General features: G+C 41.6%; 27 protein-coding genes. 18 read left to right on the top strand and 9 right to left on the bottom strand.

The window, feature by feature from the left end:
- Window positions 1–35 precede the first annotated feature (35 nt).
- Window positions 36–614, bottom strand: coding sequence for a TetR family transcriptional regulator (locus M1D84_RS14890; RefSeq protein ID WP_122632172.1), 579 nt, complete (start codon window positions 612–614; stop codon window positions 36–38).
- Window positions 615–790: 176 nt separating this feature from the next.
- Between M1D84_RS14890 and M1D84_RS14885 the strand changes: the two genes are divergently transcribed.
- The 4 genes from M1D84_RS14885 (at window position 791) to M1D84_RS14870 (ending at window position 3,775) form a co-directional block, all read left to right on the top strand.
- Entirely contained in the window at window positions 791–1,339 is a 549-nt protein-coding gene (locus M1D84_RS14885) for a VanZ family protein (RefSeq protein WP_257803025.1), read from the top strand.
- Entirely contained in the window at window positions 1,336–1,800 is a 465-nt protein-coding gene (locus M1D84_RS14880) for a DUF6884 domain-containing protein (RefSeq protein ID WP_212048798.1), read from the top strand. Before M1D84_RS14885 ends, M1D84_RS14880 begins: the two co-directional genes overlap by 4 nt.
- 151 nt (window positions 1,801–1,951) lie before the next feature.
- A complete protein-coding gene (locus tag M1D84_RS14875) occupies window positions 1,952–2,581 on the top strand; it encodes a rhamnogalacturonan acetylesterase (protein ID WP_332285298.1) in 630 nt (209 codons plus the stop codon).
- A 153-nt stretch (window positions 2,582–2,734) separates the two neighbouring features.
- Window positions 2,735–3,775, top strand: a complete 1,041-nt coding sequence (locus M1D84_RS14870; RefSeq protein ID WP_133744889.1) for an NAD(P)/FAD-dependent oxidoreductase — start codon at window positions 2,735–2,737, stop codon at window positions 3,773–3,775.
- 61 nt (window positions 3,776–3,836) lie between these two features.
- On the opposite strand, the gene M1D84_RS14865 is transcribed toward M1D84_RS14870, so the two are convergent.
- Entirely contained in the window at window positions 3,837–4,163 is a 327-nt protein-coding gene (locus tag M1D84_RS14865) for a YnfA family protein (protein ID WP_103132717.1), read from the bottom strand.
- Between the two features lie 339 nt (window positions 4,164–4,502).
- On the opposite strand from M1D84_RS14865, the gene M1D84_RS14860 reads away from it, so the two are divergent.
- From M1D84_RS14860 to M1D84_RS14835, 6 genes are all read left to right on the top strand, one after another.
- Entirely contained in the window at window positions 4,503–5,069 is a 567-nt protein-coding gene (locus M1D84_RS14860; protein ID WP_024425234.1) for an RNA polymerase sigma factor, read from the top strand.
- Window positions 5,066–5,812, top strand: coding sequence for an anti-sigma factor (locus M1D84_RS14855; RefSeq protein WP_024425233.1), 747 nt, complete (start codon window positions 5,066–5,068; stop codon window positions 5,810–5,812). The genes M1D84_RS14860 and M1D84_RS14855 overlap by 4 nt, the downstream gene beginning before the upstream one ends.
- Window positions 5,813–5,913: 101 nt before the next feature.
- On the top strand, window positions 5,914–6,417 hold the full coding sequence (locus M1D84_RS14850; RefSeq protein WP_024425232.1) for a hypothetical protein: 504 nt from the start codon (window positions 5,914–5,916) through the stop codon (window positions 6,415–6,417).
- A 90-nt stretch (window positions 6,418–6,507) separates the two neighbouring features.
- Window positions 6,508–7,533, top strand: a complete 1,026-nt coding sequence (locus tag M1D84_RS14845) for a zinc-binding alcohol dehydrogenase family protein (protein WP_024425231.1) — start codon at window positions 6,508–6,510, stop codon at window positions 7,531–7,533.
- Window positions 7,530–8,057, top strand: a complete 528-nt coding sequence (locus tag M1D84_RS14840; RefSeq protein ID WP_163115486.1) for a YfiT family bacillithiol transferase — start codon at window positions 7,530–7,532, stop codon at window positions 8,055–8,057. The genes M1D84_RS14845 and M1D84_RS14840 overlap by 4 nt, the downstream gene beginning before the upstream one ends.
- 12 nt (window positions 8,058–8,069) lie before the next feature.
- The gene (locus tag M1D84_RS14835; RefSeq protein ID WP_332285300.1) at window positions 8,070–8,357 is read left to right on the top strand and encodes a hypothetical protein; all 288 of its coding nucleotides are present in this window, start codon (window positions 8,070–8,072) and stop codon (window positions 8,355–8,357) included.
- A gap of 15 nt (window positions 8,358–8,372) precedes the next feature.
- Here the strand turns inward: M1D84_RS14835 and M1D84_RS14830 are convergent, their stop codons facing one another.
- The gene (locus M1D84_RS14830; protein WP_024425228.1) at window positions 8,373–8,852 is read right to left on the bottom strand and encodes a MarR family transcriptional regulator; all 480 of its coding nucleotides are present in this window, start codon (window positions 8,850–8,852) and stop codon (window positions 8,373–8,375) included.
- Window positions 8,853–9,020: 168 nt separating this feature from the next.
- Between M1D84_RS14830 and mprF the strand changes: the two genes are divergently transcribed.
- The 3 genes from mprF (at window position 9,021) to M1D84_RS14815 (ending at window position 13,033) form a co-directional block, all read left to right on the top strand.
- Window positions 9,021–11,591 carry a bifunctional lysylphosphatidylglycerol flippase/synthetase MprF gene (gene mprF, locus M1D84_RS14825; protein ID WP_257803024.1) on the top strand — a complete coding sequence of 857 codons (2,571 nt, stop codon included), beginning with the start codon at window positions 9,021–9,023 and terminating at the stop codon, window positions 11,589–11,591.
- Window positions 11,592–11,683: 92 nt separating this feature from the next.
- Complete coding sequence (locus M1D84_RS14820) at window positions 11,684–12,232, top strand: thioredoxin family protein (RefSeq protein ID WP_024425227.1); 549 nt, start codon at window positions 11,684–11,686, stop codon at window positions 12,230–12,232.
- Between the two features lie 333 nt (window positions 12,233–12,565).
- Complete coding sequence (locus tag M1D84_RS14815) at window positions 12,566–13,033, top strand: thiol-disulfide oxidoreductase DCC family protein (protein ID WP_024425226.1); 468 nt, start codon at window positions 12,566–12,568, stop codon at window positions 13,031–13,033.
- A gap of 36 nt (window positions 13,034–13,069) precedes the next feature.
- Here M1D84_RS14815 and M1D84_RS14810 read toward each other — a convergent pair whose 3' ends face one another.
- Window positions 13,070–14,326, bottom strand: coding sequence for a transcriptional regulator (locus M1D84_RS14810; RefSeq protein ID WP_024425225.1), 1,257 nt, complete (start codon window positions 14,324–14,326; stop codon window positions 13,070–13,072).
- 274 nt (window positions 14,327–14,600) lie between these two features.
- On the opposite strand from M1D84_RS14810, the gene M1D84_RS14805 reads away from it, so the two are divergent.
- Window positions 14,601–15,188 (top strand): nitroreductase family protein, encoded by a 588-nt coding sequence (locus M1D84_RS14805; protein ID WP_041087328.1) that lies wholly within the window; start codon window positions 14,601–14,603, stop codon window positions 15,186–15,188.
- A gap of 38 nt (window positions 15,189–15,226) precedes the next feature.
- Here the strand turns inward: M1D84_RS14805 and M1D84_RS14800 are convergent, their stop codons facing one another.
- The 3 genes from M1D84_RS14800 to M1D84_RS14790 all read right to left on the bottom strand — a co-directional run bounded on the left by M1D84_RS14800 (window position 15,227) and on the right by M1D84_RS14790 (window position 16,503).
- Window positions 15,227–15,382 (bottom strand): YfhD family protein, encoded by a 156-nt coding sequence (locus M1D84_RS14800; protein ID WP_024425223.1) that lies wholly within the window; start codon window positions 15,380–15,382, stop codon window positions 15,227–15,229.
- Between the two features lie 61 nt (window positions 15,383–15,443).
- The gene (locus M1D84_RS14795; RefSeq protein WP_017358836.1) at window positions 15,444–15,554 is read right to left on the bottom strand and encodes a YfhE family protein; all 111 of its coding nucleotides are present in this window, start codon (window positions 15,552–15,554) and stop codon (window positions 15,444–15,446) included.
- Window positions 15,555–15,606: 52 nt separating this feature from the next.
- On the bottom strand, window positions 15,607–16,503 hold the full coding sequence (locus M1D84_RS14790; RefSeq protein ID WP_122632157.1) for a TIGR01777 family oxidoreductase: 897 nt from the start codon (window positions 16,501–16,503) through the stop codon (window positions 15,607–15,609).
- A gap of 94 nt (window positions 16,504–16,597) precedes the next feature.
- Here M1D84_RS14790 and recX point away from each other — a divergent pair, with 94 nt between their 5' ends.
- Both recX and M1D84_RS14780 read left to right on the top strand, forming a co-directional pair.
- Window positions 16,598–17,389 (top strand): recombination regulator RecX, encoded by a 792-nt coding sequence (gene recX, locus M1D84_RS14785; RefSeq protein WP_133744899.1) that lies wholly within the window; start codon window positions 16,598–16,600, stop codon window positions 17,387–17,389.
- A 3-nt stretch (window positions 17,390–17,392) separates the two neighbouring features.
- The gene (locus tag M1D84_RS14780; protein ID WP_047202061.1) at window positions 17,393–17,707 is read left to right on the top strand and encodes a YfhH family protein; all 315 of its coding nucleotides are present in this window, start codon (window positions 17,393–17,395) and stop codon (window positions 17,705–17,707) included.
- A 23-nt stretch (window positions 17,708–17,730) separates the two neighbouring features.
- On the opposite strand, the gene M1D84_RS14775 is transcribed toward M1D84_RS14780, so the two are convergent.
- Window positions 17,731–17,904, bottom strand: a complete 174-nt coding sequence (locus tag M1D84_RS14775) for a YpzG family protein (protein ID WP_008360604.1) — start codon at window positions 17,902–17,904, stop codon at window positions 17,731–17,733.
- A gap of 25 nt (window positions 17,905–17,929) precedes the next feature.
- The gene (locus M1D84_RS14770) at window positions 17,930–18,079 is read right to left on the bottom strand and encodes a small, acid-soluble spore protein K (protein WP_332285303.1); all 150 of its coding nucleotides are present in this window, start codon (window positions 18,077–18,079) and stop codon (window positions 17,930–17,932) included.
- A gap of 116 nt (window positions 18,080–18,195) precedes the next feature.
- On the opposite strand from M1D84_RS14770, the gene M1D84_RS14765 reads away from it, so the two are divergent.
- Together M1D84_RS14765 and M1D84_RS14760 are read left to right on the top strand one after the other, a co-directional pair.
- Entirely contained in the window at window positions 18,196–18,468 is a 273-nt protein-coding gene (locus tag M1D84_RS14765) for a YfhJ family protein (RefSeq protein ID WP_024425219.1), read from the top strand.
- A 299-nt stretch (window positions 18,469–18,767) separates the two neighbouring features.
- Window positions 18,768–19,751 (top strand): glycosyltransferase family 2 protein, encoded by a 984-nt coding sequence (locus tag M1D84_RS14760; protein WP_024425218.1) that lies wholly within the window; start codon window positions 18,768–18,770, stop codon window positions 19,749–19,751.
- Window positions 19,752–19,766: the final 15 nt, after the last annotated feature.

Raw genomic sequence — 19,766 nt, 5'->3', positions numbered from 1 at the left:
GTCTACACGCTGCGTACAGCAAGTGCTGTACTAAGTTAATGTGTCTCTATGCCAAGCGCGTAAAGAAGAAATTGCTTCACCTCCCGCTTTTGAATCAGAACCTCTTCTGTATCTGTTTCCGTAAATAAGTACATTTGCTCAGCAGACGATTCGAGTAAACCGATAATGAATTTAGCTGCATATTGACAGTTCAAATTCGCACGGACTCTTTTGTCCTGCTTTGCTTTTTCTAGAAAAGCAGCGACCCATTTGTAAATCGGCTCATAAATATCTTCCCATTCCTTTAAATGCTCGGTGGCGGCTAAGCCTGAGTAGGTCAGGGCAAGGACATCACGGTATTGTCTTGTAAAAGCAAAGATGAATTCAACAAGCGCATCTGCTTGATCGAGGACATCTGCATGCTGAGTTAATTCCTTTTCAATTGCAGGCACCATCTGTGCGATAAGATGTTCTGCGATAGCAGGCATGACGGAAAGCTTTGAAGGAAAATATAAATAAAAAGTTCCTTGCGCTACTCCTGCTGCTTTCACAATATCCGAAATGGTCGTCTTTTCGATTCCTTTTTCTTTAAACGCATCAATCGCAGCAAGCATAATCTTTTCTCGTTTCGACATATCATCACCGACCTTAAATGACTGAATGTCATTCATTTTAGCGGGGGAATGACGATTTGTCAATATGGTTTTCTCTTCATTGAATGTGAGAATAAGTGATGAATAGATGCGGGCAAGCCTGAATAAGCTGTAAATATGGTCAAGCATCATCATATGAGAAAGGGGCAGCTCTCTGTATGACATCCAGTGCTATGTTTTCCATTGCTTATTTTCTCCTGCTCGTCCCGCTCTATTTACATATGAGATACAGACAGGCAAAAAAGCACAATCGTTTTATCTATTTGCGGACAGAATTGGTCCTTGCCAGTCTGTTTATTTATACGAATGTTTTACTATATTTGACGGTCTTTCCAAATCGTTTTTCCGCCTCTAGGGATCAGGTGAGTGTTAATCTCATGCCTTTGCAGTCCATTTATCAAAATCTTCACGCCTACCATCACGGCTATCCAAATCTCGTCTTTCTAAATTTAGCAGGGAACATTTTGTTATTTGTCCCACTCGGTTTTTTTCTTTATCAAGCCTTTCGAACTATGCGCTGGCAAAAGGCGGTTCTTGGGGGCTTTCTCCTGTCAACCATGATCGAATTGCTCCAATGGATGTTCTCTCAATCTGGTATCATTACAAGAAGCAGTGATATTGATGATATTCTCTTAAATACACTCGGCACAGCGCTAGGCTGTATCGTGTATCGGATGTATCGACGAAGGAAGGAGAAAATCAAGTGAAGCGAGTTTGTATCATTCCATGTGGCGCGAAGAAAATTTGGGATGTCGATCCAGAAGCAGGGAGCCAGCCAGCGAACCATGTCTATTTAAGTCCCCTGCATCAGCGTACGAAAAGCTATGCTCAAACGTTCTTTTCAGACTGGATGATCTTATCAGCAAAGCACGGCTTCTTAAAGGCAGATGATATCATTCACGAAAATTATGATGTGGCTTTTGGTACACCGCATGCTGACCAGATCACACGAGAAGAACTGAGCCAGCAATTTCATCAAAAAAATCTTTTCGCATATGATGAACTGGTGGTACTAGGTGGAAAGAAATATCGAAAAGTGATCGATCCTTTATTACAGCCTTATCAAAAAGCAAATTATCCGCTGGCTCCATATAAAGGAATTGGCTACATGCTTCAGGCGTTACATCAAGCAGTGGAATCAAAAATAGAACTTCCGCCGCATATTTAACACATTCACATCTACCGGTAAGCAGGGTTTTGATCATTAAAAAGAGAATAATTGAAATAGCGATGCTGATTGTTTCATATCTTTTCAGCAGCCACTAGGATGCCCGTATCGCTCGGGTGAAGTGGCTCAATGAAAAAGGAGGCGTATGAACATGACAACCATCTATTTAGCTGGTGATTCGACCGTTTCATCTTATCCAGATCGTCCTGTTCAAGGAGGATGGGGAGAGTTTTTACACCGCTATACAGCGCATGGGGTTAACGTCGAGAACCGTGCCATTGGTGGAAGAAGCTCCAAAACATTCATTGAAGAAGGACGCCTTGATGACATATTGGCTGACATTCAGCCAGGAGACTGGCTTTTCACGCAAATGGGGCACAATGATGCTTCCAAGGAAAAGCCTGAGCGGCATACAGATCCTTTCACAACGTATAAAAGCTACCTGTCTCAATATATTCATGGAGCAAGAGCAAAAGGGGCAACACCACTTTTGTTAACGCCAGTCTGCCGTTTTCATGAAAAAGACGGGGAATTTATCAATGATTTTCCTGATTACTGTGCCGCTATGAAAGAATTAGCCGATGAAGAAGAAGTTCTTCTCGTTGATTTAAATACCGCAAGCCTTCAGTTTTATCAAATTTCCGGCATAGAGAAAACGACCTCTTATTTTATGCTGTCAACAGGAATTGAGGATCGCACGCACTTTACAAAAGAAGGCGCAGATGCGATTGCAAGACTTGTTTCTCTTGAATTAAAAGACCTTGGTTTAACCATTGTGTGATGAATGACAGGACGAGTGAGCGCTCGTCCTGTTCTTTTTTTGCAGAAAGCTATTGATTCCCCTCACTAGAGTAGACTACAATAGATACATATGATAATGAGAATCAATATCACTGAAAAATAGATCATTCGATGGAATACTGGAGGGACTCAAATGACAGAGCAGCTTGAATTGTTTGACGTCACCATTATTGGCGGCGGTCCAGCAGGCATGTATACCGCCTTTTATAGTGGGATGCGGGACTTAAAGACGAAGGTACTTGAGTACAACGAAAGCCTTGGCGGGAAAATCCTTCTGTATCCTGAAAAGGTCATTTGGGATGTCGGCGGTTTGCCGCCAACAAGAGGAGAACAGCTGATACAGCAGCTGGAAACACAGGCGAAAACTTTTGAACCAGAGATTGCACTGAATCAAAAAATCACGTCATTTGAGCGAGATGAACATAATCACATCTTACTGACGGCTGAAAATGGTGATCGTCATTTGACAAAGACCCTCATATTAGCGATGGGTCACGGCATTCCAGTTCAGCGGAAACTTGAAATCGAGCATGCAGACCGCTATGAAGTGACAAACCTTTATTACACTGTCCAGGAGCTCAAGACATTTGCAGGGAAGCGGGTTGTGATTTCTGGAGGCGGCGACTCAGCGGTTGACTGGGCCAATGCCCTTGCACCGATTGCTGAAAGTGTCACCGTCGTGCATCGGCGTGACATGTTTGGCGGACATGAGAAAAACGTCGCCAACATGAAGGCAACTTGCAAACAAATTTTAACCCCGCATGAACTAACAGAGCTGCATGGTCAAGGCGACAAAATTGCTGCGGTCACCATTCAAAACATAGAGACAGGTGAAAAAGAACGAATCGAAACAGATGCTGTGATTGTCAATCACGGAATGAAAGGCGATCTAAGTGTGCTATCAGAATGGGGCCTTAAGCAAGGTGAATGGGGACTGATCGAGGTCAATGAAAAAATGGAAACCAATTTACCGGGCGTCTATGCGGTAGGCGACTTGTGTACACATAAAAGCAAGGTTCGCTTAATTGCCGGCACGTTTGTTGATGGAGTCAATGCACTGAATAGCGCAAAGCTGTACATCGAACCAGAAGCTGAAAAAGTGGCATACGTTTCCTCTCATAATGAACGCTTTAAAGAGAAAAACAAAGAATTACAAACAGCTGGAGCTCGTTGAAGCATTCAAATAACATAGCAAAGTGCTGCCCGTATGTGGCAGCACTTTTTATATGGGTCCATTAATTGCGAGGCGCAAATAACATCACACTGACTCCAGCCAAACAGATCAAAGCACCCATCCAGTCATATAGATCAGGTGTTTTTCGATCGACCCACCAGCCCCAAAACACAGCAAGAATGACAAAAACACCGCCATAGGCAGCATAAACCCGTCCGAAAGTCGGGAACTGCTGAAAGGTTGGAATGATGCCATATACAACCAAGATGAGGCTGCCGGCGATCCCGAAGCTGACAGGTTTTGCTTCACGCAGCCAAAGCCATACCAAATAGCCGCCGCCAATTTCTGCTAAACCTGCTAATAAAAAAAGAACAATCGTCACCATCATATACGGACACTCCAATTTCTCCAATTTACACCCTATTATGACATGAGGAAAGAATGCGTTCTACCTCAATTAAATGGAGAGGGAGATGAGAGTTTACTAAAATCAACTGATCAGAGAGTGGTCACACATGGATTCGGTGATCCAAATGGTCTGTTATGTCGTAAAGTAAGTACATTCTCATGAGGAGCACACTTCCTATTTCAGCGCTCTTTTTTTCTCCTTGAAAAAAGAGTAAAGTACAAGGTAGGCTTATTTCAGCAAATCGAGTGATAAGCAATACGTGAAGGATTTCATGATGGATGCGCATGCTCTTTCTCATGAAAAAGGAAGGAGATGACCATGGACACATTGCAAGATTTTGAGCTGTATCACAAGATCAAATATGATCGTCACAAGCCCTCGCTTGAAGTGCTGTACGATCGTTATGAACGTGTATTATATTCGTTTATTTATAAAATGACTGGCAACCGTGAGCTCGCGGAGGAAGTACTTCAAGAGGTCTTCATCAAGCTCTGGCGCGGCATAGGAGAATATCATACCGATAAAGGGAAATTCTCCTCGTGGTTATTCATGATGTCACGCAACACGGCCATTGACCTTTTAAGAAAGCATCGGAATGAAACGGCTTTGGAAGATGAGCATATTGAATATTTAGCTGATCATCAAGAAGATGTATCAAAAGAAGTGGAATGGAACGAGGAAAAACAGAACATACGTGAAGCAGTATCTACATTGTCAAAAGAACAGCAAACCATTATAGAAGATGTTTATTTTAAAGGGATGACACAAAAGAGCATCGCCGAAAAGCTGGGCATCCCTATTGGTACGGTAAAGGGAAGGGTTCGATTGTCATTGAAGCATTTGCGATCGAAACTGTCGCGCGGTGGAAAGGAGGAAGAGGCATGAATCAGTGTAAACATCAAGTAATTGATTATTTTAATGGGCATTTACAAGGAGAAGAAAAAACGCAATTTGAAGCGCACATCAAGCACTGCTCAGCTTGCAAAGAAGAGCTTGAAGAATTGACATCGCTCATGTCTGACATTCCATTTCTAGCCGAAGACCAAATACCTCCAGCAGGGATGAAAGACCGTATTTTATCCCAGGTGTTTGAAGAGGAGACAGTCGAAGAAAAGAATAGCCATAAAAAAGAGCTCAAGGCTGCACCTGAGCCAAACGAAATTAAAACGCTGCAAAAGAAACGAAACCAGTGGCTCTTACCGCTCGTTGCGGCACTGCTTCTCATATCAGCAGCTGGAAATGTGTATTTCTTATCGAATGGAAAAGAACAGGCGGAAGAACCTGTCAGGGTTGTTGCCACAAAATCACTGGCATCGGCCGCATCACCAAAAACGACGGGTGCTTTTTCAGTGATAGAGCATAACGGCAAAAAAGAACTTGTGGTGAGTGCAGACGGCTTAAAGGGTCAGCTTGATTCATCTGCTGTTTATCAAGTGTGGCTCATTAAAGGAGATCAGCCGGTTCCAGCCGGTGCCTTTAAAACAGATAACAAAGGGGAAGGAACCGTCACCTATGCGTTATCTGAAAAAGAAGCAAGCGAATCATGGGATACCGTGGCTGTGACCCTTGAACCAAAAAAGGATAACAAGCTCCCACAAGGTCCTGTCGTACTAAGCGCTGCTTTTTAAGCTTTATTCATGAAAAGGATGCCTTCTTGGGGCATCCTTTTTTTGATAGCGAAGGGGAACATTTTGGCAATTAAAACGTAGTACATATGGAGGTGAAACACATGAAAACATCTATAGAAAAAGACCTATTTCTCTTATCAGTCAGACACGCATGTATTGCCATTTATTTTCTTGTCATTCCATTTTTAATCCCATTCTTTTATCACCCATCGCCTTTATTCATTGCGCTCATTGTACTTTTTATCACTCATAACTTAGCGGAAAGTATCATTTGGTTTTATAAATCGAGAAAAATCAGAAAGCATCAGTCTGGTGATCTATCAAAACGAGGACATGGCTTGACCAAGATCGTGCAAAGGCTTGAACAGCTGATGATGATCAGTTTTGTGGTGTTTTTTATAAACGAATGGATCCAGGGGATAGCAGATATGTCTAACCTCTTTTTCATTACTTTTTTCATCATCATTGTTTTCCTGCAACACATCCAGTTTTACTACGTTCAGCTATTTTTTAAATCCAACAGTTGGTTTACTTATGTTCCTTCTTTGCAAAAAGCACGTCCTTCATACATCGCGAGGGAGCGAAAGGCCCTGAAAAGGTCATAAATGTGCCATCACTCGTTTGATCCAGCCATAAACATCAGAAAATTATGATAAAATGTGGAAAGAAAGAATAGAGAAAGGGAGTGCGAGCGAGTGAAAGCAGTTGGACTATTGGAGTATTTGCCGATTGAGCATGAGCAAAGCCTGATGGATCAGGAGGTCGAAAAGCCTAAGGCGTCTGGCAGAGATGTACTCGTGAAGATAAAGGCTGTGTCAGTGAATCCAGTTGATACAAAGGTGAGATCACCGAAGGATCAGAAGGAAGAAAAACTGAAAATTCTAGGCTATGATGCAAGCGGTACGGTTGTTGAAGTGGGCGAAGCGTGTACATTGTTTCAGCCAGGTGATCACGTATACTATGCGGGAGATATTACGCGTCAAGGATCGAATAGTGAATATCAGCTTGTGGATGAACGTATTGTGGCGAAAAAGCCTGCCAATCTATCCTTTGCAGAAGCAGCCGCGATGCCCCTTACAACAATTACGGCTTATGAGGCTTTATTTGACCGGATGCATATGAAGCGGAATGCTGAAGGTTCAACCTTGCTGATCATTGGGGGTGCAGGCGGTGTTGGGTCTATCGCCATTCAACTAGCCAAATTAGCGAAGGCAACTGTGATCGCTACCGCATCAAGACCAGAAACAAAAGAGTGGTGTCTGTCATTAGGTGCCGATCATATCATTGATCATCATCAGCCGCTTTTAGCGCAGCTCGAAGAAAAAGGAATCGGCGAAGTGGATTTTATTTTATGCTTAAATGATACAGATGGACATTTCAAAGGCATGGCAGAAGCGATAAAACCGCAAGGCACGATTTGTACCATTGTCGAAAATCAGCAAAACCTAGACATTCAATTACTCAAAAATAAAAGTGCGGCATTTGTATGGGAATTCATGTTTACACGTCCTATGTATGAAACAGCGGACATGATCAAACAGCATGAGCTTTTGACAGAGGCGGGTGAGTTATTTGAGCAGGGAAAAATAACGCATACCTTAACAAAGGTTCTCAGTCCGATCAATGCTGCTAACTTGAAGCAGGCACATCAAACGCTTGAGCAAGGAAAGATGATTGGAAAATTTGTGCTTGAAGGATTTGAGAGAGGAGAAAGCGTATGACGTCATTACAATATCCGATTGGCTTATATGAACCGGTTGAAACAAAAACGAAAGCACAGCTTGAAGCATGGATTGATCAGCTGGCTGCAATCCCCGAAGAGTATGAAGCGGTGACCGCACCGCTGACAGATGCTCAGCTTGATACACCTTATCGGCCGGGAGGATGGACTGTTCGTCAGCTCATTCACCACGTAGCAGACAGCCATCTGAATGCATACTTACGATTCAAGCTTGCTCTCACAGAAGATACACCGGACATACGTCCATATGATCAGGAGGGATTTGCCTCACTTCCTGACAGCAAGGCACCCATCAGTTTATCCCTGCCTTTGATCAGCAGTCTGCATCGCAGGTGGGTCACTTTACTGCGGGGAATGTCAGAGGAAGACTTCAACGCTTCTTATTATCACCCAGCCGATCAACAAACGGTGTCCTTATATGATGCAACGGGAATGTACGTCTGGCATTCAAAGCATCACCTTGCCCATATCACGGAATTAATCAAAAGAAATCAGTGGAATTAAAGGAGTAAACGCATGTCTGGAAGAAGAATTGTCGGCGCCATGTTTATCTGTATGGCGGGATTGTTTTATATAGCGAAATATGTTCTTTTTGAGATTCATTTTTTTAGAACGAGCTTTGATGATGAGGTAAGTAAATTTCAGCTTCTTGAAGAAGTGCTCCCTGGCAGTACGTGGATCAGCATTTTTTTCCTCATCATTGGCTTAGCCTATCTTTTATGGGATGACAGGGAAGTGATTCGTAAAAATCTTTTCACCCCAGATCGGCAAGTAGAAGAAACAAAAAAGACGGACTCCAAGTGACCGTCTTTTTTCCTTTTAACCGCGTTCAGGACGCAGTGCTTTTTCTAAGATAGCAAGGCCTTCATTGACTTTTTCTTTTTCCTCGTCATTGAGCCGCTGCAGGGAATTTTTGATTTTTTCGTGTCCTTTTTGATAAATACTTCTGAAAATATTTTTCGCTTCCTCTGTCAGTTCTACGACAATGATTCTCCGGTCACGCTCAGAGTGCTTTCGCACGACAAAGTTAGACTGTTCTAACCGGTCAAGCAGACCTGTCATATTGGACAAAGAAGCGCCCATTTTTTCAGCGATTTCGGATACTTTGAGAGAGCCATGGTTATTGAGCAGCATGAGCACCTTCATTTGAGGCATACTCATATCAAGCTTCATCCATTCAGAAACATCTCCAAGACCTGCAGCTGTGAGCACTTTCATATAAAGAACCCATGTCTTTTTTTCTTCTGGAGATAAAATCTCTTCTTTTAATACGGTGGTGTCATGAATATTATATTCCACGCTTGTTCACTTCCTTTAAGCGGCTCTTTTTCTTTATATTACTGATTTTTACTTCTAATTGAAAGGTTCGTCAAGCTTTTGAATGTTAAACTGCATGAATCAAGTGGTATTTGTTGTATAATAATGTTCAGTTGAAATAATGAAGCAACCTAGAAAGTTGGGAAAAACATGTGGAACAAAAAAACGGGTATGACGATCTTAAAAATGCTTTTTCCGATCGTCATTATCCTTGTCTTGATTTTTGTCGCGAAGCAGGAGCTGAGCGGACTTTCCATTAAAAAGACGTTTTATATTATTGACAGCTTGAACCGAATGGACTTGTTTATTCTTGTCTTTCTTGGACTTGTCGCGGTTTTATCGATGTCCTTATACGATTTTATTTTACGAAAAAGCCTTGATATGCCCATCAGCGGCTGGAAAACGATACGCATTTCCTGGATTGCGAACTCCTTTAACAGTGTTCTTGGATTTGGCGGTCTATCAGGAGCAGGGCTTAGAACGCTTCTCTATAAGGAGTACATAACAGATACGAAAAAATTGCTGAAAGGCATTGCCCTTTTGACTTCCTCTGTCCTTTTGGGCTTATCTATTTTCAGTGATTTGATCTTGGTCAGGGTGCTTCCAGTTGAAAGTATTATCAGCCAGGAGCCGTGGCTATGGGCATTTGTCATTATCTTTGCCTGTATTGTACCGATTTATATCGTCATGGCATCCATTCGAAAAAGCTCGATCGAGAACGGTGAAAATGGACTGAAGCATCCAATTTACGCTTATATCGGAGCATCGTTTTTAGAATGGCTGGCAGCTGGACTTGTCATGTACATGGCTGTCGTCTCCATGGGGATGAATGTCGATGTCCGAATAGTCTTAGGTGTATTTGCGATTGCGTCAATCGGCGGTTTAATCAGTATGGTTCCGGGCGGATTTGGTTCGTTTGACCTTATCTTTTTACTGAGCATGCAATACATTGGTTTTGATAAAGAGATGGTGCTGACGGCGCTCGTCTTGTATCGCTTCGTGTACTCGATTTTCCCGTTTATCTTAGGGCTTTGTCTAGCTGCTTACGATTTAACGGGAACGACGCTTAGACGTCTTGAAGGCAATCCGAAAATGGCCCCTGCCATTGAAACAACGAACGTTTTAATTGTTTTGCACCGTGCTTTATTAATCCGTTTATTATACGGATCTTTATCGATTTTAACCTTTGGAAGCGGCTTGCTTATCATGGCATCTGTTGTGCTTCCAGTCGACCGATTAGGTGTGATTACCAGCATTCCGCGCTTTTTGTTATCAGGATTTAATGGTCTTTCTTTAATGTTCGGAATCATTCTGATGATTTTGTCCATTGAAGTGTATAAAAGAACGAAAAGATCATACGTGCTGACAATGATCTCTTTAGCAGGCGGTTTTGTGTTTACTTTGTTAAAGGGGTTTAATCTCAGTCTGATCTTTATTTTGCCAGTCATCATGGCTGTGTTTTTCTCTCTTCGAAATCAATTTGTAAAGCAGCAGGCACCTTATTCCTTGTATCAGTTTGTGACGGCTGCCGCTGGTTATTTACTCGTGCTGTTTAATTATAATGTGATTGGCAACTTTATTTGGACAAAAATCGGGCATTTCTTGAGTAAGGATTACTTGGTGCATAATGAACGGCATATCACGATGACAAGCATGATTGCTCTCATCGGTGTCCCGCTTTTCTTCTTCATTAGTAAATTGATTTTTAATAAGAAAGCATTTCCGATTGGAGAAAAAGCAGATGAGGAAAAACTAAAAACGTTTTTAGAAGAAAAGGGCGGAAATGCCCTCAGTCATCTTGGCTTTTTAGGCGACAAAAAACTATTTTTCTCAAGTGATGGAGAAGCGATGCTTCAGTTTGGACGAATTGGCCGCTGCGTCATTGTGCTCGGAGATCCATCTGGACGTGAGGCGTCTTATCCGCTTGTACTTGAAGAGTTTTTACAGGAGACAGAAAAAGCCGGCTACCGCGTCGCTTTTTATCAAGTAGAACGAGAAGGGATGGCTCTTTATCATGACTTAGGCTTTCACTTCTTTAAGCTTGGGGAAGAAGCCATGGTCGATTTAGAAACGTTTACTCTGTCAGGTAAGAAAAAATCAAATTTACGAGCTGTGGCGAATAAATTTGAACGAGAAGGCTACACCTTTGAAATGCTGGAACCTCCCTTTTCAAATGAGTTGATCTCAACCTTAAAACAGATCTCTGACAGCTGGCTCGGAAAGAAAAAAGAAAAAGGATTTTCGCTCGGTTATTTTCAAGAAGACTATCTTCAAAAAGCACCGATTGCGATTCTAAAGGATGAACAAGGGCAGATCATTTCCTTTGTATCATTGATGCCGATGTATCAAGAAGGGGAGATTTCCATCGATTTAATGCGTCATATGCATGATGCACCGAATGGGATGATGGATGCGCTGTTTATCCACCTATTTCAATGGGCGAAAGAAAGAGGCTACAAATCGTTTAACATGGGAATGGCACCTTTATCGAATGTGGGGACGTTCCATCAGTCCTTTCTTACGGAGCGTTTGGCGAGTGTTATTTTCAACAATGTCAGATACATGTACAGCTTCAGCGGTTTACGGTCATTTAAACAGAAATATAAGCCTGAATGGCGCGGGAAATATTTAGCGTATAAAAAGAATACGTCACTGCCTGTCACAATGGTACTTGTCACCAAGCTGATCGGGATGGACCCAAATCGAAAGCGCCGTCCATAAACCAAAAGACCTTTACCTTTCACTAGGTGAAGGTTTTTTTAGACAAAAGAATAGCAAAAGTGGTAAAGTTGAAGGGTAAGGGGGATGTTCATATGACATTAAATGAATGGTTTACAAAGGGATTAGCTGAACGTACATATGTACACAACATGGAGAAAAACCGGGAAAATCTGCTCACGGTGTACAACCAGTATGCAATTCATCAAAAAGAAAAAGAGCTGCTCCAAAAGCTGCAAAAGAAAAAGCTCAGAGCACTTGTCATCACAGCGGATTGGTGCGGAGATGCGATGGTCAATGTTCCAATTTTCATGCGTATTGCAAATGAAGCACTCATTGATGCGCGCTATTTCATTCGAGATGAGCATCTAGACCTGATGGATCAGTATTTAACGAACGGGACCGCAAGATCGATTCCGATTATCGTCATCATTGATCAGGACGGGAATGAAGTGGGCAAATGGGGACCTCGCTCAGCAGAGGCGCAGCGCTTTGTCGACGAGAAAAAACCGGACAAAGATGCACCTGATTATGAAGAAGCTTTTCAAGTATTTGCGAAAGAAGCCGCACATCACTATACGACAGACCGCTACTTATGGAAAGATATTGAGAAAGAAATAGTAGAAGTTTTGGCAAAAATATAAACCAAAAGACTACTTCGCCGCAATGGGAAGTAGTCTTTTTTTATCTTGTTTTTGCGTTTTACCTACAAAACCACCGCATAAAGATGTAGAAAACCGCAGAATTCTATCAAATACCGCAGAAAACCGCAAAGCACCACGATTTTCCCAACCACTTTTAGTTGAAAAACCTCATATATGCTATGAAATCAATGATTTTGCCCTTATCCAAAGGCTCATATAACGCACAACGGTTGGCTTTTTCCCAATACAAGAGGCCCAGCAACTATAGTAATCTAGTTGTAATCTCCTTTGAACGAACTAAAAAAATGATGGAAAAGGACAGGCGATCAATTTATGAAAAAAATCATTTATCTCGATCAAGAAAAAAAGAAGCTCGCTGAATCGAAAAAAAGAGAACAGCGTTCCATTAAATCACTGAGGCTGCTTGTGTTTTATGACGGACAAAGCCCTGCATGTGCAAAAACGATTGATGTGTTAAGATCACTCGATTGGAAAAATCGGATTCACTTTGAATCCTTTAGACACTCCCAGCTGCTCAGGCTGAATAAAATCAGTGAAGAGAAGGCGGAAAAACGAATTGTGTCTATTTCCCTAGCCAAAAATCAAAAGAATTCAGGGATTTATACTTGGCTGCGTATGGCCTGCCATATCCCTGCTTTATGGGGAACGGTCCCATTCATCGTGCTCAGCATCTGGCTTGGCTTTGGACAGCATGCGTACGATTTCTTTGCAAAAAGACGGTATATTCATTCTGTCAAACGGGTGAACCATCATGATACAGATCAACAAGAGACCATTTAATAAATAGAAAAAGCATGACCTTCGATCGGCAGAAGGTCATGCTTTTTTGTAATAGGGAAGATATACTGTTAAATGATCGAGCAATTTCTTTGTATAGGACTTATAGGCCTGCTCATCAAGCTCAGCACCTGCGTAGGTAAGTAAGGTTCTAAGAGCAAACAAATATTCACTGTGCAGCTCATTGTGTTCAAAGTAAGGAAGGGCTGCTTCGACCAAATAGGTTTTCAAATCAAGAGGGTTTTCCTCAATCATCAATTTATAGATTTTGATCATATATAAACAGTTTGGCTGAATACGAGGCTGTTTTAACAACTCGTGTATGTAGGGAAGTGCTTTTTTGCGGTCATATTCAGCGTATAGTGTCGCAATTTCATATAGCGTTTCACAGTAACGATCTTCTATCTGTTCTTGATTAAAATAATTGAGTGAATCTAGTAAATAAGGCACAGCTGAAGAAAAATCACCTTCACGTTTTAAGAGCACCCCGTAATAAAAATAAGCGGACATTTTAATATAGGCATCAGGATGAAGGGACGTGTGCAAAATCACTTCCTTTATATATTTCTTCGCAGTTTGATAGGCTTTTAGTTCAAGTGAGATCACGCCGTGAATGAGTGTACAGTGAATAATCCGCTTGAAATTGTTCTTTTGTCTATATAAATCCATCGCTTGATGTGTCGCTTCAAGCGCATCACCCAGCTGTCCCATGTTTCCAAGTGCTTTTGCATAGTGATAATACAAATCACTTTGTTCGACTGAAGCGTAGGAAAAGCAGCTTTCAAGCTTTTTGAGCCCATCTTCAAGCTGACCAATTTTAATTTGATGAATGCCGTCAAGATATTCAAAAATTTCTTTTTCCGTTTCAATAAAGGTTTTTTCGAATTTTTTGAGCACGCGGTGTGTTTTTAAGGCAAGCGGCTGTTTATCCGTTAATAAATAAAATTGAAATAAGGACAAATGATACTGAATGCCTAAATCGAGCGAAAAGAACTGCTCCTCGTGCTGAATGATCATTTCTGCATTTTGTTCAGCCTGATCGAGAGCATAGAAATACATATTCATTTGAAACTCATCCAAAAGTGACAGCAGATGACGCGCCTTTTGTGACAGCTTTTCTTGGCTGATGCCAAGCCGCTCAAGCAGCAAATTGATCGTATCTTGATTGGCCTCCTTTGAGCCATTTTCAATTTTACTTAAATGAGAGACAGAACAAATTCCTTCTGCCAATTCAGATTGGGTCATATTTTGTTTATAACGGTAGAGTTTAATGATTTGTCCAATATTGATTTTCATTCCATCCAGAAGCCTCCCTTCCAATCATGGTTGAAAGCCTTTTGACAAAAAAACCAGATCAGACAAAATGGGAATACTTGAAAATCATTTCATCATCTTGGCTTTTTTCTCAAAATTTGTTTAAAACGTAATATGATTGTAACATTACTTGAAAAAGTCAAACAACTATTTAGCAGACGGGGAGGAGTGATACTTGATTTGCAACTGCACGCGATGACGTTTATAATGTGAATGAGAATCAATTTCAATTAAGTTGATTGAAAGGATGACATATATGCCAGAAACGAAACAACAAACAGAAGCGTTAACAGTTCGAGACGCTGTCAGATATAGACGATCGATTCGAAAATTCAAAGACACACCGGTGACGATTGAGCAGCTTCAGCCGCTATTAGAGGATGCAGTCTATGCACCTAATCATAAAATCACGGAGCCATGGCGCTTTTTATATGCGGTGACGGATGAAGCGAAAGCGACTTTTGTAGAGCGCTTTATTGCTTTCTTTCAGCGCAACAACCCAGATGCAAAAGAAGAAAAAATCAATCAATATAGAGATTACTTTTCTAAGGTCCCAGCGCTTTTACTTGTCGTACTAAAAGAAGACGAGAACCCTGTGGTGAGAAATGATGATTTTGCCGCCGTGAGCGCGCTCATTCAAAATCTCCAGCTGCTTGCGTGGGATCAAGGGATCGGTATGGTATGGAAGAGCGGACGTATTTTATACGATAAAGGCTTTCAACAAGACATGGGATTAAAGGAAAACGAACGGTTTGCTGCGATCCTTCATATAGGTTATCCAGAAGAGGTGCCAGAGGAAAAATCACGCCAGAAAGCATCAAGTCTTCTTACTGAAATCAAATAAAAGAAAAGCAGACCGCTGAATAAGGTCTGCTTTTTTACTTATTGTTTTTTGGCGCGCTGATCGGCCGCTTTCATACGTGCCATTGCTTTTACGTCATTCGGATCTGCAAGTTCTTTGGAAAATTCAACATATTCGCCATCCGTCTCTTGTGCCGCGAGCTCGTGGTTGGATTTTTTGTGTTGGTCTTTTTTCAAAGCCTTTCCCTCCTTTACAAGATCACTTTAGTTATGTGCTTGTTGGAGGGGAATATCCGTCTTATTTGTTTCTTTTTTCTGCTGCTCTTTCCGCTTTTTTGAATTCCTGCTGATACAGGACTTCTTGGGTTTTCTTCAGCTTCGAAGTTGGCTGGTGTTCTTTTTTCTTCATCAAAATCGCCCCCTCATATCATTTCTAATAGGATGGGTGTTTTTGACAACATTTATTCCTTAGAATGCAAAATCGCTTCTTTTAGTTCAGGGTGCAAAAAGTCATAAGAAGAGAGCAGTGCTTTTTTTGGCAGAGCACGCTGACCTTCTAAAACAAGTAATGACATTTCACCAAGGGCTGTTTTGATCACAAAAGATGGCACCTTCAGCCAATGGGGGCGGTGAAGGGCAGAAGCAATGGTTTGTCCAAGCTGTTTCATTTGAACAGGATTCGGTGATGTCACATTGAGCGGGCCTGAAAGGTCGTCATTATGAATCGCATAAGCAATGAGATGTGCCACATCCTCAACATGAACCCATGAAACCCATTGCGAGCCAGAGCCGATTGTCCCGCCGGCAAACAGCTTGTAAGGAAGTGTCATCAGCGGCAGTGTCCCTTTTTCGCCTAACACGACGCCAAAGCGGGTGTAGACTGTACGAATGCCGAGTGCTTCAATTTTTTGCGCCTCAGCTTCCCAAAGTTTTGATGTATGACTTAAGAAATCAGTATCTGCAGGAGGTGACTCCTCCGTAAAATCGCCTGTTTGAGATGTGCCATAAATTCCGACAGCACTTGCTTGAATCAGCACAGATGGTTTCGATTCCTGCGCTTCTATAATGCGTCTTACCTCTTGTGTTGATTTGAGACGGCTGGAGAGGATGCCTTCTTTTGCCTTATCTGTCCAGCGTGTAAAAATGGATTTTCCAGCAAGGTTAATCCATACATCGATGGCAGGCAATTCATGCTCGGGTGCAGCACCTTCAGTCAGCCACTGCACATAATGTAAATGATTTTGTTCGGATTCCTTTGGATTTCTTGTTAAAATATATAGATGATGTCCCTCAGCAGCGAGCACTTTTGTGACATGCTGGCCGATAAAACCGGTTCCTCCGGTAATGGCGATATTCAATTGACATCTCTCCTCTCATATACATACCTATATCTTTCACGATTTTGAATCAGAAGAAACATCCTGACTGTTTTGGAAAAGGAGTGATCACAGGATGCCCTATATTACAAAAATTTCTGCTCAGAAAAACAATACCGAGCGGGTCAACATCTTTCTTGATGAAAAGTACGCCTTTAGCGTTGATTTAGATGTGCTCGTCCAGCACGATTTGAAAAAAGGAAAAGAGCTGGACGAAGCAGATATCATTGAGATTCAATTCGGTGATTCAGTAAAAAAAGGATTTCAGCAGGCCGTTGATTATTTATCCTACCGCATGAGATCAGTGAAAGAAGTCACCGATTATTTAACGAAAAAAGAAATCCCTGCACCTGCTATTAGTGAAATTATACACAAATTGAAGCATTATAAGTATGTAAATGATCTTGAATTTGCAGAAGCCTATGTCAGCACCCACCGCAAAACGAACAGCAAAGGACCGTCCGTCCTAAAAAAAGAATTGAAGCTCAAGGGGATAGACGATGACACGATTGAACAGGCGCTATCCCAATACCCTGATGACTTACAGCTCGAGGAAGCCGTAAAGCAGGTTCTCAAGCTTGTCAAAAAAGAAAAAAATCGTTCTGCAAAAGAGATCGAGCAGCGCATCAAGCTGCAGCTGCAGCGAAAGGGATTTTCGTTTGAGATCATTGATAAAGCCCTTCAAGAAGCCTATGATGGACAAGAAGACGAAAAGGAAGAAGAAGCCCTCCTTTATATGCTGGAGAAGGCAAAACGCAAGGTAGGATATGACGGATCATTTGAAAAGAAGATGAAAGTAAAGCAATTTTTATTCAGAAAAGGCTTTGATCTCGATACAATTGATCACGTTTTAGACAAAGGGGAATGACAGATGGAAAAACGCTATAGTGAGATGACAGAATACGAATTGAAGCAGGAGATTGCCGCCCTTTCTGAAAAAGCACGAAAGGCTGAGCAGCTTGGCATTGTGAATGAATACGCAGTTTTAGAACGGAAAATCGATATGGCGAAAGCCTATTTATTAGATCCAGCCTTGATTCAAACGAAAACGACTTATCAAATCAAAGACACAGAAGAAGAGTTTTATGTGGAATATTTAAATGGCGTGTTTGCTTGGGGATACAGAGTATCAGCTCCAAATAAGGAAGATGCCCTGCCGATTTCAATGCTGACGCAAAAGGACTGATCCTAAAAGATCAGTCCTTTTCTTTACTTCGAACGCTGTTTACGGACGTTGTTCTGAAGTACGATGTCGTGCTGCGTTTGCTGCGTTTCTCCGTTGACCTGAGAGGCAGAATGCTTTGCATTTGCCCATGGTTGAGGGTAAGCGGTTGTCCTTAATTGAACAAAGTCTGCCATATACGATTTCCCATTTGAACTCATATCTCAAGCACTCCCTTTGGAAAAATTAGCGTTTCCCTGATGCCCTCATACGTTCCTGTGGACGTGTATTCGTTTCACCATTCGGCCGTTTAGACGCATAAGCATCTCTAGCGCCTGGTTCGCCTTCAAACTTGTGATTTACCTGATTTGGAAAGCCTTTTGCTTTATTACGCATATCGATTCCCTCCAAACAATACAAATCATTTGCGTCTTTTGAAGACGTAAGGGTAGTATATGAAAAAAGAAGTTTTTTTAAAAAGGCACTTTCTGCTAGATGAAGGAGGAATACACATGGAACAATACTTTGAGCGACTAACAGAACAACTTATGGAAAAAAACAATATGCTGACATATGACGAAGCACGTACATGGGTAGAGCTGCTTTGGAGTGATTTTGAAACGACTTATGCAAAGGCTGGCCGCAAGTATAAAGGACAGGAAACAACAGAACGAATTGTCCAAGAGTGGATCGAGAGCTACGGCGCGCAGCTGCATTTATTTCAAAATAAACAATCAAAGGCAAACGAGCATCTGCAACAAAACAATCGAGGGCTGCTTCACTAAAAGGTTGCCCTTTTACTTCCATTCATCTTTTTCAATAATAAGGAAAATATACAAATGAACAAATAACTTTATGAAACAATACCCAGTCTGTGATCGAAATTACAGGCTTTTTACAATGATTAAACTTAAAATTACATTAAATTCATCCTGCTGAAAATCACTGGAAATAAAACTCTGATATAATGAAACGATTGAAGAGACATGTAATTTATGGATAATAAAAAAGGGTTTCGTTTTCTGACAAAAAAGGAATAATGATCATATCAGACTATGTGAAAAAAGTGAAGAGAAGGTGCGATATGGAACGGGAACTGCTCTCTGTTATAATTCCTTCTTACAATGAAGGTGAAAACATCAGACGAATCTTTGAGGCACTCGAGGAAGAGTTTCGCGATTTTCATTATGACTTTGAAATCATCTTTGTGAATGATGGAAGCAAAGACAACACGCTTCAATACATGAGAGAGCTCTCTCGCAAAAGTGCAAAGGTTAAATATATTTCCTTTTCGCGTAACTTTGGAAAGGAAGCCGCTATTTTGGCAGGTCTTGAACATGCAAAAGGAGCCGCTGCGATTATTATGGACGCCGATCTGCAGCACCCGACGTATTTAATTCAGGACTTTGTCAGAGGGTATGAAGAAGGCTATCATCAAGTCATTGCCAAACGGAATCGTAAAGGTGACAGCAAGCTGCGCTCTTACCTGTCATCCATGTACTATAAGGTGATGAACAAGGTAGTAGAAGTGGACTTGCGTGATGGCGTCGGGGATTTCCGTTTAATTTCACGCCAAGCCATCGATGCACTTCTCCAGCTGAAAGAGGGAAATCGTTTTTCGAAAGGGCTTTTTTGCTGGATTGGGTTTGAAGAAAAGGTCATCTATTATGAAAATGTAGAAAGACAGCATGGTGATACAAAATGGTCACTGAAGAAATTATTTAACTATGGCATAGATGGCGTCATTTCCTTTAACAACCGCCCGCTGCGAATTTGTTTTTATACTGGCATACTGATCTTATTTCTCTCATTGATTTACATCGTGGCCACCTTTATTCAAATCGTCAGAACGGGCATTATGGTGCCAGGTTATTTTACTTTAATATCGGCTGTGCTGTTCCTCGGAGGTGTCCAGCTTTTGAGTCTAGGCGTGATTGGAGAATATATTGGCCGTATTTATTATGAAACGAAAAAGAGGCCGCATTATTTAATCCAGGAATCAAATGTGATGGAACAAGAGACAAGCTCAAAGGAACAAGACCGAGTGTTAACACAGTTATTTAAATAACGTGGAGTCAAATAA

Source organism: Bacillus sp. PK5-006, from assembly GCF_054161415.1.
This window is presented reverse-complemented; position numbering and strand designations above follow the sequence as displayed.